Origin of the sequence: Salicibibacter cibarius (assembly GCF_016495725.1) — a bacterium.
GTDB classification, from domain to species: domain Bacteria; phylum Bacillota; class Bacilli; order Bacillales; family Marinococcaceae; genus Salicibibacter; species Salicibibacter cibarius.
Genome location: NZ_CP054705.1, coordinates 2,853,039 through 2,866,839, shown reverse-complemented (window position 1 = coordinate 2,866,839; position 13,801 = coordinate 2,853,039). Strand labels below are relative to the sequence as shown.

The 13,801-nt window shown below is 39.2% G+C and carries 11 protein-coding genes; 9 read left to right on the top strand and 2 right to left on the bottom strand.

Going from position 1 to position 13,801, the window contains the following annotated elements; genetic code table 11:
• The first annotated feature begins 1 nt into the window (after nucleotide 1).
• The 5 genes from HUG15_RS14540 to thrC are packed head-to-tail and all read left to right on the top strand — an operon-like array spanning nucleotide 2 to nucleotide 5,756.
• Complete coding sequence (locus HUG15_RS14540; protein ID WP_200123786.1) at nucleotides 2-1,489, top strand: sodium:solute symporter family protein; 1,488 nt, start codon at nucleotides 2-4, stop codon at nucleotides 1,487-1,489.
• Nucleotides 1,490-1,506: 17 nt separating this feature from the next.
• Entirely contained in the window at nucleotides 1,507-2,247 is a 741-nt protein-coding gene (locus tag HUG15_RS14535; RefSeq protein WP_200123785.1) for an MBL fold metallo-hydrolase, read from the top strand.
• 22 nt (nucleotides 2,248-2,269) lie between these two features.
• Complete coding sequence (locus HUG15_RS14530; protein WP_200123784.1) at nucleotides 2,270-3,478, top strand: M20 family metallopeptidase; 1,209 nt, start codon at nucleotides 2,270-2,272, stop codon at nucleotides 3,476-3,478.
• Nucleotides 3,471-4,499, top strand: a complete 1,029-nt coding sequence (locus tag HUG15_RS14525) for a Gfo/Idh/MocA family protein (protein ID WP_200123783.1) — start codon at nucleotides 3,471-3,473, stop codon at nucleotides 4,497-4,499. The genes HUG15_RS14530 and HUG15_RS14525 overlap by 8 nt, the downstream gene beginning before the upstream one ends.
• Before the next feature lie 33 nt (nucleotides 4,500-4,532).
• Nucleotides 4,533-5,756, top strand: coding sequence for a threonine synthase (gene thrC, locus HUG15_RS14520; RefSeq protein WP_200123782.1), 1,224 nt, complete (start codon nucleotides 4,533-4,535; stop codon nucleotides 5,754-5,756).
• A 972-nt stretch (nucleotides 5,757-6,728) separates the two neighbouring features.
• Here the strand turns inward: thrC and HUG15_RS14510 are convergent.
• Nucleotides 6,729-7,583 carry a C40 family peptidase gene (locus HUG15_RS14510; protein ID WP_200123781.1) on the bottom strand — a complete coding sequence of 285 codons (855 nt, stop codon included), beginning with the start codon at nucleotides 7,581-7,583 and terminating at the stop codon, nucleotides 6,729-6,731.
• A 497-nt stretch (nucleotides 7,584-8,080) separates the two neighbouring features.
• Nucleotides 8,081-9,406 carry an FAD-dependent oxidoreductase gene (locus tag HUG15_RS14505; protein ID WP_200123780.1) on the bottom strand — a complete coding sequence of 442 codons (1,326 nt, stop codon included), beginning with the start codon at nucleotides 9,404-9,406 and terminating at the stop codon, nucleotides 8,081-8,083.
• Between the two features lie 248 nt (nucleotides 9,407-9,654).
• Between HUG15_RS14505 and HUG15_RS14500 the strand changes: the two genes are divergently transcribed.
• The 4 genes from HUG15_RS14500 to HUG15_RS14485 all read left to right on the top strand — a co-directional run bounded on the left by HUG15_RS14500 (nucleotide 9,655) and on the right by HUG15_RS14485 (nucleotide 13,773).
• Complete coding sequence (locus HUG15_RS14500; protein WP_200123779.1) at nucleotides 9,655-9,849, top strand: cation transporter; 195 nt, start codon at nucleotides 9,655-9,657, stop codon at nucleotides 9,847-9,849.
• Between the two features lie 114 nt (nucleotides 9,850-9,963).
• Nucleotides 9,964-10,266 carry a metal-sensing transcriptional repressor gene (locus HUG15_RS14495; RefSeq protein WP_200123778.1) on the top strand — a complete coding sequence of 101 codons (303 nt, stop codon included), beginning with the start codon at nucleotides 9,964-9,966 and terminating at the stop codon, nucleotides 10,264-10,266.
• A 12-nt stretch (nucleotides 10,267-10,278) separates the two neighbouring features.
• Nucleotides 10,279-12,666, top strand: coding sequence for a heavy metal translocating P-type ATPase (locus HUG15_RS14490; RefSeq protein ID WP_425504057.1), 2,388 nt, complete (start codon nucleotides 10,279-10,281; stop codon nucleotides 12,664-12,666).
• Between the two features lie 603 nt (nucleotides 12,667-13,269).
• Complete coding sequence (locus HUG15_RS14485; protein WP_200123776.1) at nucleotides 13,270-13,773, top strand: nuclease-related domain-containing protein; 504 nt, start codon at nucleotides 13,270-13,272, stop codon at nucleotides 13,771-13,773.
• Nucleotides 13,774-13,801: the final 28 nt, after the last annotated feature.

The window sequence follows — 13,801 nt, the reverse complement described above, 5'->3', positions numbered from 1 at the left end:
AATGGTTACTAATTATGTATTTTTGGTTGCTTTTTTATTGATAATTGGTATATTGTCTTATATTTCTTATCGTAGAATTCAAGAATATAAAGACTTTAATTTAGCGGGCAGAAATACTGGGCTATTCCGGCTAGTTGCTACTTTATCTGCTGCTGAATTTAATACGGCTACACTTATTGGCGGAGCAGGAGTTGCGTATGCGTACGGTCTTGTAGGCCTATGGTACACTGCTTTGATTTTTATTCCAGTTTTTCTTATATATGCCCTAGCTGTTGCCAAAAAATATAGAAGACTTGGCATAAAAACTATAGCTGAATTTTTCGATGCTAGATTTAAAGGAAGATTGGGAGAGGCAACTAGAGGCATAGTTACTTTAGTAACCGCAAGTTATACATGGATAGCACCCGCAACCTATATAGCTGGAATAACTGTAATAGGAAATATTCTTTTAGGAATCAATCCACTTTTGATGGCTTTTGGGATTACTATTTTTTGCATTATGATTAGTATTGCTGGTGGTTTTTTGACGGCAATATGGTCTGACGTAGTAGCTTATATTATGATCCTCATTGGAGTTCCTATTATATTCCTTTTGGGTTGGAATGTTGCCGGCGGATTTGAAGCTTTAAATCAAGTTTATGAACCTAAGTTTTTATCTTTAGATCCTGTATGGGATATAGAAGATTATCATTTTGGTATTGTCATCACCTGGGGTATAACAGTTGCTGCTTCATATATTGGTTCTCCTTGGTACGGTCAACGAATTTTTTCTGCTAAGGATGAACAGACGGCTCGTCTAGGTATGCTTATTAATACTTTTTCTATAACAGGCCTTTATGCATTAATAGTATTTGCAACTATGTTTAGTAGAGTCGCATTACCGTCTATCGATAACCCTGAAGAAGCGCTTCCTTCTTTAATAGCAACTTACGCTCCTCCTATTATTCAAGGCATCCTTTTAATAACACTATTATTAGTTGGAATGAGTACTATCGTTGCAATGATGAATTCAGCTGTTTCGATTACAGTGAATGACATTGTACAGAGATATTTATTTAAAAACAAAGATGAAAAATTTTATATAAACATTAGTAGATTATGCTTTTTATTAGTTGGGGCGGTTACTATTGTTTTCTCTTTACTTTTTATTGGTAATATACTTTTAGCGCTTATCTATATATCAGCTTTTTTGGTGCAACTTTCTTTCCCTATATTAGCTGGATTTTATTGGAAAAAGTACAACACGATTGCTGCTATGTCTTCATTAATTTCAGGAATTGTTTATGTAACCGTTGCCTTGTTACTTGGCTTCCCAACTGAATATGTTACACCGTTAGGCTTGCTATTTAATATCATTGTAGGAACAATAGTAGCATTTTCTACAAATACTAAAACACCTCAATCTGATGTGGAGGATTTCTTTAAAAAAATAAGCGATAAGGCACATGGAGACGATAAAAGTTACTCCTCTAATGAAAATATACAATAACTTAAGGGTGAAGGTTCATGAGATTAACAAATTCAATTTATTTAATTGGTAGTGGTTCAAAGGGGATGAATCTAACAAATCATTATGATTGTAATGTTTTTTTATTAGATGGCGGTAAAGAAACGGCTATTATTGATGCTGGTGCAGGTATGGAACCAGAAAAAATTCTTAAAAACATTGAGGATATTGGGTTTAAATTGTCTGATGTGAATTATTTGTTTCTTACTCATGGTCATGCAGACCATATTGGAGGAGCAAAAACGATTAAAGAAAACACGGGTGCTAAAATCGTTGCTTCAGACCTAACTTACAAAATTCTAAAGCATGGTGATGAAAAAAATTCAAGTATTGACGTAGCTAAGAAAGCTGGAATGTACCCTAAAAATTACAGCATTGGAACTTGTGAAGTTGATATAGTAGTAAAAGATAAGGATGAAATACGAGTGGGTAATTTTGTCTTACAAGCTTTGAGTACCCCGGGTCATTGTGAAGGGCATTTGTCTTTTTATTTCATCCAAGAACAAAATAAGTTTTTATTTGGTGGTGATCTTGTTTTTTATGAAGGGAAAGTAGCTACTCAATTTATTAATGATTGTAATGTATTTAAACTTGGACAAAGCATAAAAAAAATGAAAGATCTTAACTTAGATGTATTACTTCCTGGCCATGAAACAGTTGTATTAAAGGAGGCGCAAGAATGTATCGAGAAAAGTTGGAGCTATTTTGAAAAATTACAACTGCCACCAAGCATTTTATAAAAAGTTTTAAAGGGTGAATCGAATGGATGTTCAAAATAGTTTTAATATCAAATTATCAATTGGTGAAAAAGATGAGTTATATGAGCTACTAAAAAAATTAGTTATGATCAAAACTGAAAACCCACCAGGAAATGAAAAAGAAATAGCATTATTCATTAAGGATTACTTTGCAAATGAGGGGGTTAAGGCTGATTTAATTGATATAGATAAAGGACGAACTAATGTTATTGTACAGCTTAAGGGAGGGATGTCAGGCCCTAAATATTTACTCAATGGTCATTTAGATGTTGTACCAGCAGGAGAAGGTTGGGAAACTTCTCCCTTCAATCCTATTATTCATGACGGGAAATTATATGGTAGAGGTACTGCAGACATGAAGTCGGGAGTAGCGGCTATGATATATGCCACAAAATATGTGAATAAACACCTTGAGGAATTTCCAGGTGAGCTTATTCTATTCTTGAATGCAGATGAGGAAAGAAGAAACGACGGCATGGAAGATATGATCAGCAATCCAGTATATTCTAAATACGAATTAGATAAAGCGGATTTTGGTGTAATAGGCGAACCAACTGATGGGAAAGTTTGTATAGGTCACAGAGGCGTAGCAAAGTTTCGTATTACTACCAGAGGGATTCCTAGACATGCAAGTGAACCAAATAAAGGAAAAAACGCTATTTATGAAATGAATCAGATTATAGGGTCTTTGGAGAGTTTGTCACAAAGAGTAAACCAAAAAAAAGATCAAGTTTTAGGATCGGCATCTCTTGCAGTTACTTTAATAAATGGAGGTAGTGCTCCTAATATTATACCTGAAAAATGTGAAATTGAAATTGATCGAAGAATTTTGCCATCAGAAAACCTAGATGATATACATGATGAAATCCATAAGTTTCTCGTTTCGGAAAGTGGAAGTGCTGAATTACAAAATTATTATGTTTTGGATGCAAGCTATATTGAACCTACTCATTCTCTGGTAGCGCATCTAAAGACAGCTTATTATAATGCGACTAACGAGCAAACTACCTATGGAGTTTTCAATGCAACTTGTGAAGCCCCATATTTATCGAAAAAGCTTGGTATACCCACCGTGATATTTGGACCAGGTAGTCTAGAACAAGCTCATACCAACAATGAGTTCGTAGAATTAAGTGAAGTTAATGAAGTTGCATTAACTTATATTAATTTATTAATGAATACTAAAAATAATACGGAGGAGAAATATGGATAAAGTTAATGCAGGAATAATAGGGTTAGGTCGTTTTGGTAGGCTGCATTTGAAAGTGTTAGAAGAATTACCTAACTGTGAAGTAGTTGCTGTAGCAGAAAAAGATCAAAATACGTTGGATAGAGTAAAAGAAGATCACGATATTGCGAAAGCCTTCACAGACGCTGAGCATGTAATTAATGATCCTGAAATTGATTCTATACATGTGATTACTGACGAAAATAGTCATGGTGAATTCGTGAAAAAAATATTGAAGAAGAGTAAGCATGTATTTGTTGAAAAACCATTAGCTACTTCATATGGGGATGGCAAGGAAATTGGCGAATTAGCGACATCTATGAATAAAATAGTTATGGTTGGAAATATAAATAGGTTTAGTCAGCCATATATATCCATAAAAAATAATGTAAGGAATAATCATTTAGGGGAAATTGCGACTATTCGCGTAAAAAGAGACTTTAGCAAAAAATGGTTTGAAAATTTCGGGAAACGAATACATCCTGTCTATGAATCAGGAATTCATGATATTGATTTATTACTTTGGTATGTAAAGAGTAAGTGCGAAAGGGTATTTGCCGTAGAAAAATACACAAGTCGACAAAGATACCCTGATCTATTCTCCGCTATATTAACTTTTGAAAATGGTGTAGTGGCGTCTTTAGAATCAGCTTGGTTACTTCCAGAAGGAGGACCTAAAAATCTTGTAGAAAATTTGGAACTGGATGGTACAATAAACGGTCAAATTGAGGTGATAGGAGAAAAAGGAACTGCTAATTTTGATTTATTGAATCCTGGTTATTCGATTTGGACAGAAGAAAAAACATTGTACCCCGAATTAACCCTGTGGCCTTATGATAACGAAAAAGTAAGTGGAGCAATTCGATCGGAGATAGAACACTATATAAATCAGGTCCTTAGTGGTGTAGAGTCTTCAGTCTCCCCGCTACCTGATTCGATTGATGCATTGAAAATATCAGAAGCTATACAAAAATCAGCAGAAACGAAAATGCCGATATCATTGTAAAGCTGTTTTAAAGATTATTAGGTGGAGATACTAATGAAAAACTATACTAGATCGTTAAGGTGTATTAATTGTGGTAAGATTAGTTCCTTAAAGCCAATATATTCATGTGAAATGTGTGGAGGGGTTTTGGAAGTAACTTATGATTATAAAAAATTTAAAAAAGACCATGAAACTATATATAATATTTCCTTAGCGAATAAATCGTCATTATTACCGATAGATATAAACGAGGAAGAACCTTTTCCATATTTTAATACACCATTAATTAAAGCAAAAGGTATAGGTCTAGACGTTGGGACAAACAATTTATATTTCAAATTAGAATTTAATACTCTGACTGGGTCGTTTAAGGATCGACCAGTTTATGTTGGCATAAAAAAAGCAAAAGAATTTGGTTATCAAAAAGTTATAGTAGCCTCAAGTGGAAACGGAGCCAGTGCAGTAGCTGCTTATGCAACACGAGAGGGTTTAGAATCTATTGTACTAGTCCCTGCTACTACTCCGGCAGCGAAAGTTTCTCAAGCATACGCTTATGGTGCTAAAGTGATAAAAGTGGAAGGTCCTTACAGTAATGCTTTTAATTTGGCATGGCAAATAAGTCAAGAGGAAGACGTGTATAATATAACAACCACTTTTTTGAACCCCTACACCATAGAAGGTGATAAAGTGGTTGCTTATGAACTAATTCAAAATTTGAAAGGCAATTCCCCAGATTATGTTGTTGTACCTATCGGTGCAGGACCTTTATTAGTGGGAATATATAACGGTTTTTATGAGAATACGTTAATAAATGAAAAGCAAAAAATTCCTCACATGATAGGTGTTCAATCTATGGGATGTAATCCTATTGTTAAAGCTTTTAATGAGGGAAAACAGCATGTTACACCTGAAAAATCTCCCGATACAATAGCTGGCGGAATAGGTGATGGGTTAGTTGGATATTCCCAAGATGGAACATATACCTTAAATACAATAAAGGACTCTGAAGGGATAGCATTAGAGGTGTCAGATAAAGAGATCATGCACGCAAAAAATTTATTGGCAAGTAGGGAAGGATTATATGTTGAAACTTCATCTGCGGCTTCAGTAGCAGCTCTTATTAAACATGCAAAAACACATCCCTTTTCTTCTACATCGAATATAGTCATTATTTTAACCGGGCATGGATTAAAAGAATCCTTTGGTAAAAATATTGAAGAAGAGGTGCCTGTTATCTCCAATAATGTAGAAGCATTGAAGCTTTTACTCAAGAAATAGAGCTATATTCGTAGCATCACTATATCTTTGTAGAAGATTGTCCACAGTATGACCAGCAGCAGTGATTTACAGAATGACAACTATGACTATGTTGAATTTTATGAGTCAAATTTTGAATAGGGAGGAAAAGTAAAACTGGTATGTCAACACTAAACTTGAGGTTCATAGAACTTGTATTCCAAGTGTAGAATGTAGTTAGGAAAACAACACTCAAGAAAGGATGTATCTCTTGAATGAATCTATCACATTCCTGTATCTACTACAAATCTTCATATTGATAATGAGTTGAAGCCCTTGTTAGAAAAGGTAGGTTAAACGGCACAGCGCGAAAACTGGATGTGTTCACGCTCCTCCAATATTTGACCAGTGCTTCTGTCCATGAAAGTACTGGCTATCGCCAATCTGCCACGGAAGGCGAATCACACGGCTTGACAGAGGTCGATGGCTCGGTGTTGTTGAAAAAAGCCAGACATGCTCCGTATACGATTTTCAAAAAGCTCTTCTATAGGGCTGTAACCATGTGCAACCGTATCACTCACCGAGCCTTAAATTTGGACAAACGCTCGTCGAAGATCGTGCCTATTTCAAGATTAAGCGTATCGATCGATTCATTGGTGACAATCGTTTGTCATCCGAATGATTGAGAGAATTATAACGCTGATTTTGACAGTTGGCATTTTCTCACCGGGTATGAACAAGAAGACATAGAAACATTTGCACAAGAATCATTCGCCGCCGTCATCGAGGAAGATCCGGAGGCAAACGATATCATCCATTCCACACAACATTATTTAATTGATCCGAATGGTCAGGTCATTCGTCAATATGATGGAGTGGAGACGAATACAGTGTCGATTGCTGAAGATATTGAAGCGATTCAGGGAGATTATTCGCAAACGATATGGCCATTCTAGTAAAAACGCTGCTTGCTTTGATGAAGTCCATAGCAAGCAGCTTTTTTTGAATTATGCATTATTGCATTGTTTTGATTCCCAAGAAGTGGTCTTGCCAATAATCGCTGGTGATGTCGGCTTGAACAATCCCTTCACTTCCTGCGTGAATCATTTGGTTATCTCCGATATAGATACCGCTGTGAGAAGCTCCAGATGTATCATACGTTCCTTCAAAAAAGACAAGATCTCCAATGCTCGGTGACGTTACGTGCTCCCCGTCGTTATTCCACATTGCTTCATGGGTTCGGGAAACATCGATGCCATTTTGATCATACACGTAGTTGATAAAGCCACTGCTATCAAACCCGTCAGGCGTTGTGCCGCCCCAAACATAAGGTGTTCCCAGTACACTTTCTGCTGTTGTCGCAATGCTTGAGGAGGAAGCATTTTCGTTGTCTGAATCACCATTTGACGGATCATCGTTACTTGTATTTTCGGGTGTTGATGCTTCCTCGTCACTGGACTCGTCCAAAGCCGATGAATCATCACTGCTATCGCTACTACTTGCATTTCCTGACGATAATGCATCATATGTATTTGGGCCTGCTATCCCGTCTACACCAAGACCTTGATCATTTTGATACGTTTTGACGGCATTTTCTGTCTCAGAACCAAATAGCCCGTCTACTTGAACGGTATAGCCTTGTTCATTTAAGTCAGATTGTAATTGCTCTACCCCACTGCCCTGGTCACCTCTCAAGTGAAGGGTTGAGGAATCACCCGAATTTGAATTTTCCGCAGTATGAGCTTGCCCATCAGAGTTACCGTTGTCCGGGGCATATGCGGAGACTGATGCACTCCACATCGGCGCAAACATCACAGTTGTGACGAGTGATGATGTTATGAATAGTTTTCCAGTTTTTCCAAATAACATTTGATTTCCTCCTTGTTTTTGAATACTGAATTCAAGATAACAAGAAATTGTGAAGAAAATATGTAGAATCTATTACTGTATAATTACAATTAAGTTAAATCTGGCAATCTTCTACCATAAATCTGTTCCCGTCCCTTAAGCGGAAAACAAACGACGACCAGAGGGACAACAAACCTGTTGTCACCCCCAAAAGGAGAGCACCCTACTCTCAGAGGGACAGGAATCGTGCGGTCGTGTGGATATGTCTCTTCCGGGTACAAACGGCATTACTTACGATTGAGTTTTAACATATGAGAGGCATAGCCATTGGCGTCTATAATTTTTCATGTTATATAGGTATGGGCGTAGGTCCGATTCTTTGGGTATTTCTCTATCAATATGGATCTTGGGAACTGTTTGTTTTTGCTGCTGCATTGCTTGCCTGGCTGTGTTTCTCGGTATTCGGAAATTGCGGTAAAAATAAAGGAGGCTTCGTATCAACGATAACGAAGCCCCTATTATATGGTAAACAAAGTATTGAAGGACTCACTCATCACCGGGTGATTGTACATTTTATCTCTTAAGAACGTGTATGGCGCTTCAAGATCCATGGCCATTTTTACCAGGTTGATGAGTTCGGGTGATTCCGGGCCAAAGAGGCTGGCACCAAGGATTTTATCGGTTTTCTTATCAATGACGACTTTAAATACCCCTCGCAGATCATCGATTACATGTGCGGGTGGATGGGAAGCTACCGGGAATTTACCTTCCTCAATCTCGTACCCCTTTTCTTCTGCCTCTTTTGCCGTCAGTCCAACCCTTGATAATGGTGGGTCGATAAAAATGGAATAAGGAACATTTTGCCTTGTTTTCAGAGAACGTTTTTTATTTCCAAACAACGCGTCCATGACGATTCGATAGTCATCGAGAGAGACGTATGTGAATTGCATGCCGCCTTTAACGTCACCAAGGGCCCAGATATGATTGACCGTTGTCTCCAGATGATCATTGACTTGGACAGATCCGTCTTCTGCGAGTTTAACTATCGTATTTTCCAGTCCGAGATTTTCTACATTTGGTTTTCTTCCTGTTGCCAGCAATACGGCATTGGCACTTACCGTTTCGTCATTTGATAACGTAAGCGTAACTTTATCATTATTTTCATCTGTTATTTTTTCTGCTTTGGCATTAAAATGAAAACGGATTTCTTTCTGCTTCATTTCCTTCCGGATTTCCTCTGCAATTTGCCTATCCTCGTCCGGCAACAATCCATCATCAGGAGTAATGACAGTTACCTTCGCTCCGAAATTTTGATAGATCGATGCATACTCGAGTCCGATATATCCTCCTCCGATGATTGCTAATTGCTCCGGCAGCTCTTTTCTATCAATTAATGTCGTACTGGTATAGACCTTACTCGAATTCAAGTCGCCTTCCATCGGTGGGATATTGCTCGTTGAGCCGGTATTAATAAAAATATGCTCAGCGGTCAGTGCTTCCTTTTTGCCGTTCACTTCAATCTCCACTTCTTTATCAGACTTAAACCTGGCTTCCGAATCATAAATGGTTACATGATCATTATCGGCAAGGTTGTTGTAATTGTTCGTTCGCAGTTTTTCCACGACGTAATCTTTTCGTTCAATCGCATCTGCGTAGGAGATTTGATTTAAGGCATCATGGTCAAGCGTTTTTGTCGGTATACACGCGGCATTGATACAGATCCCGCCGTACATGCTGGGGACTTTCTCTATCATCGCCACAGACCAATCTCTTTTGGCGAGGTCGCCGGCTAGTGTTTTTCCTGCTTTCCCGAACCCAATAATAATGGCATCATATGTCGTCATAGATATTCCTTCTTTCTATATTTGTCGAGAGATTTTTTCTAATCGGTTTCACAGTTATGTTTTACCCATTGATGACATGTTGAAAACTTAATGGATTTGAGGTTGAAGACAAAAAATGTGATATGCGTGAAAGAAAAAAAGTGTGACGATATCACACGTGACGACTACCGTGAAGATCATGTTTCACTTTACAATACATAACAGGGGTATGGTAAGTTAAGAATGGATTATAAATAAGGAGCATTTAAATGACAAATACAACACTTAATGTACAAGGGATGTCGTGCGGCCATTGCGCAAATTCTGTTGTAGGGAATGTGGGACAACTGGACGGAGTTGAAACAGTTATAGGTTCATTTACAAGAAGAAAAGTCGACATCACCTTTGATCTGGGAAAGGTAAACTTGAAAAATATTACAGAAGTCATTGAAGATGTTGCCTGAGAAGGAGGCTGTACTTTAGCAGCACGATCTCCTTCCTAAGCGAATAGAGTTTTTCATTGACAAACATACCATATCGGGGTATAGTATATATAAAATAAAAAAGGAAGTGATCATTTGGATAAATCTTTGCACGATCACCCAAGTAAACCGAGAACGCAAGCTGAAATGGATAAGGTTAATAACCGTTTAAAACGTATTGAAGGCCAAGTGCGCGGGATACAGAAAATGGTAGAAGATGATCGCTATTGTGTCGATATTTTAGTGCAAATCAGTGCCATTCAATCCGCGTTGGACAATGTAGGTTTCGCCATCACGGAACGGCACATTAATCATTGTGTCAGTGATGCGATTAAACAAGGGGAAGGGGAGGAAACCATTAAGGAATTAATGACGGTCTTGAAACAATTTTCGAAGTAAAGGGGGAACGCGATCATGGATGAAAAAAATCATGCCACACTTGGTGTAACAGGAATGACCTGTGCAGCTTGTTCCAATCGTGTCGAAAAAGTTTTAAATAAAATGGACGGTGTGGAAGCGCAAGTCAATTTCACAACGGAAAAAGCAACCGTCGACTATGAGTCGGATAAAACGTCTATCGATGACATTACGAATAAAATTGAAAAAGTCGGCTACGGGGTTGAAATGGAACGAGCAGAATTGGATGTTTTCGGGATGACTTGTGCTGCCTGTTCGAACCGTATTGAAAAAGTATTGAACAAGCAAGAAGGGGTTAAAGGTGCAACGGTCAATTTAACGACCGAAACGGCTTCCGTCGAATATAATCCGGGAACCACGAATCCTCAAGCATTCATTGAGAAAATCAAAAATTTGGGGTACGACGCGAAACCTAAAGCCGAAGCAGCAGAAAAGCAAACCCACAAAGAAAAAGAAAATAAAAAAATGAAGACGAAATTAATCATTTCGGCTGTACTGACGGCACCGCTATTGGTCACCATGTTGGTGCATTTATTCGGCATGAATATACCGGATATTTTCATGAATCCATGGTTCCAGTTTGCGTTAGCGACACCCGTTCAATTTTACATCGGCTGGCAATTTTATGTGGGTGCCTATAAAAGCCTGAAGAGCGGTGGCGCGAACATGGATGTGCTCGTTGCATTAGGGACGAGTGCCGCCTATTTTTATAGTTTATATGAATCAATCCTGACGGTCGCTAATCCGGCGTACATGCCACATTTATACTTTGAAACAAGCGCTGTCATCATTACGTTGATTTTATTCGGTAAATATTTGGAAGCAAGCGCAAAAAACCGGACAACGAATGCATTATCCTCATTGCTTAATTTACAGGCAAAAGAAGCCCGCGTTATAAGAAACGGCGAAGAAAGTATGATACCGATGGAGGACGTTATCGTTGGGGATCGGTTAGTCGTTAAACCGGGGGAGAAAATACCCGTAGACGGTACGGTTGTAAAGGGAAGGACATCAATCGACGAATCGATGATTACCGGAGAATCCATTCCGATTGAAAAAGACGTGGACGCAAATCTCATCGGTTCAACGATCAATAAAAATGGCGCGATTGAAATGGAAGCGACAAAAGTAGGGAAGGATACGGCTCTGGCCTCGATTGTGAAAGTCGTCGAGGATGCGCAAGGATCAAAAGCGCCCATCCAACGGTTGGTCGATGTCATTTCCGGCTATTTCGTCCCGATCGTCGTCGTTGTTGCCATCCTGACATTTACGGTTTGGATCACGTTCGTCCAACCCGGGCAAATGGCGCCTGCTTTAGTCGCATCGATCGCGGTTCTTGTGATTGCATGCCCCTGTGCCTTAGGCCTTGCAACGCCAACATCCATCATGGTCGGCACAGGCAAGGCTGCCGAAACCGGCATTCTTTTTAAAGGCGGCGAACATCTCGAGCGTACGCATGAATTAAATGCAATTGTGCTGGATAAAACGGGAACGATTACAAAAGGAAAACCTGAAGTCACGAATTTTACAGGGGATGAAAAAGCCTTACAGTTGCTCGCAAGTGCGGAAAAAGGCTCGGAACATCCGCTAGCGGAAGCGATTGTTGCCTATGCAACAGAAAAAAATATTGATGTCGTCGACGTCGATGATTTCAACGCGATCGCCGGCCACGGGATCGAAGCGACGATTTCCGGTCAGCACATTCTTGTTGGTAATCGAAAATTGATGCAAGACAATCAAGTAGGTATTGGCGATGCGGAACAAGCATTAAACGATTATGAAGTGAACGGGAAAACAGCGATGATCGTCGCAATCGATGGCACGTATCGCGGCATTGTTGCCGTTGCGGATACGATTAAAGAAACAGCCCCCCAAGCCATAAAAGAGTTAAAAGAAGACGGCTTAGACGTAATCATGTTAACAGGGGATAACGAGCGAACAGCCCAAGCGATTGCAAAGCAAATTGGCATCGACCAAGTCATTGCCCAAGTGCTGCCGGAAGAAAAAGCGGATAAAATAAAAGAAATCCAGTTACAAGGCAAAAAGGTAGCAATGGTTGGAGATGGCGTCAATGATGCGCCGGCACTCGCCGTCGCCGATATCGGAATCGCCATTGGAACGGGTACGGAAGTGGCTATTGAAGCAGCCGACGTGACGATTCTCGGCGGGGAATTATTGCTCATCCCGAAAGCCATGAAAATCAGCCACGCCACGATTAGAAACATCCGCCAAAATCTCTTCTGGGCATTTGGCTACAACACGGCAGGCATCCCGGTTGCAGCCATCGGATTACTTGCACCATGGGTGGCAGGCGCAGCAATGGCACTGAGCTCGGTAAGTGTTGTCTCCAACGCTCTTCGTTTAAAAGGAGCGAAAATATAAAAGATGAGAGAGCTGGTTTTCTGTTTGGGAAACCAGCTTTTGAATCTGTGCCATTAGTGATCATAAAAAATCAGATGTTTCATATCCGAAAAATAAAAAGATGACAGAAAATAAATATGGGTAATTAAAAATACACTACAATTAATGACAAAAATAATGGAATCACAGAAATTTTGGCATGAATCGAGCTATTTGATGACAAAAATAAAGAAACAGTGTAAGTTTCGGTGTGAAAGTAATTTAAGACTTTCGAAGATATTTATAGTTACATCTCTGATGAACTTTTCAATGAAGGTGCAGCCAATAATCTTTCGGTGAAGGTAAAAACGAGCATCAAGGGGCTCAAGTAATTCCCGCTTTTATATCAAGTTAGGGGAGAAGAAAAACAAGTTGTAGTCATGCGTGCTCTCTATGAAGGATAAAAATATCAATGTCTATTTAGCAATTGATTTCTATCCGTATTTTCAGAGGGAGTTTGCTGCTTTCGGGTTGTCAAGTGAAGCAATCGGGTGAAATCAGCAAATCCTTATGATTGCGGCCAATTGCTCTTTTGGTATAATAATAATGAGAGAAAATTTTTAAAATAATGAAAGGGCGTGGGCGATGAAGCTGCTTAAACCGCGTGAAACACCTGTCGAATTACAGTTTTTGCGAATGTTACGTGCGCGCATGACGCTTCCGGACGACCAACATTATATGAATCTCGAGCAAGGCTATACCGGAGAACGGATCATGGATAGTTGGTTGGAGGACTTATCCTCTGATTGTCTCGTTATCAACGACCTGTTGCTCGAACAAAACCGTAGAATTTTTCAAATCGACTCGCTGCTTGTTTTTCAAGAAAAGATTTATATGTTGGATGCCAAGCATAGCGCCGGAGATTTTTACATCGATGGTGATAAGTGGAAGGCCATCTCCGGCACCGAAATTCAAGACCCTCTGCTCCAAATGAAACGGAGTGTCACCCTCCTGCGCAAATTACTCCGAATGAATATGCCGATTGAATACTTCTTTATTTTTACTCACCCTGAATTTTATTTCTCGAGTTTCGCACCCCAAATAACAAGGGATTCAGCGTGTATATTGCTGCCTAAGGCCCTTGTATGACAGTGTTTTCATCGAAATTCCATTTTCG

Excerpts from the sequence above, each read along its gene's own strand:
- HUG15_RS14540 (WP_200123786.1), top strand. The coding sequence starts at position 2 with ATGGTTACTAATTATGTATTTTTGGTTGCTTTTTTATTGATAATTGGT.
- HUG15_RS14535 (WP_200123785.1), top strand. The coding sequence starts at position 1,507 with ATGAGATTAACAAATTCAATTTATTTAATTGGTAGTGGTTCAAAGGGG.
- HUG15_RS14530 (WP_200123784.1), top strand. The coding sequence starts at position 2,270 with ATGGATGTTCAAAATAGTTTTAATATCAAATTATCAATTGGTGAAAAA.
- HUG15_RS14525 (WP_200123783.1), top strand. The coding sequence starts at position 3,471 with ATGGATAAAGTTAATGCAGGAATAATAGGGTTAGGTCGTTTTGGTAGG.
- thrC (WP_200123782.1), top strand. The coding sequence starts at position 4,533 with ATGAAAAACTATACTAGATCGTTAAGGTGTATTAATTGTGGTAAGATT.
- HUG15_RS14510 (WP_200123781.1), bottom strand. The coding sequence starts at position 7,583 with ATGTTATTTGGAAAAACTGGAAAACTATTCATAACATCATCACTCGTC.
- HUG15_RS14505 (WP_200123780.1), bottom strand. The coding sequence starts at position 9,406 with ATGACGACATATGATGCCATTATTATTGGGTTCGGGAAAGCAGGAAAA.
- HUG15_RS14500 (WP_200123779.1), top strand. The coding sequence starts at position 9,655 with ATGACAAATACAACACTTAATGTACAAGGGATGTCGTGCGGCCATTGC.
- HUG15_RS14485 (WP_200123776.1), top strand. The coding sequence starts at position 13,270 with ATGAAGCTGCTTAAACCGCGTGAAACACCTGTCGAATTACAGTTTTTG.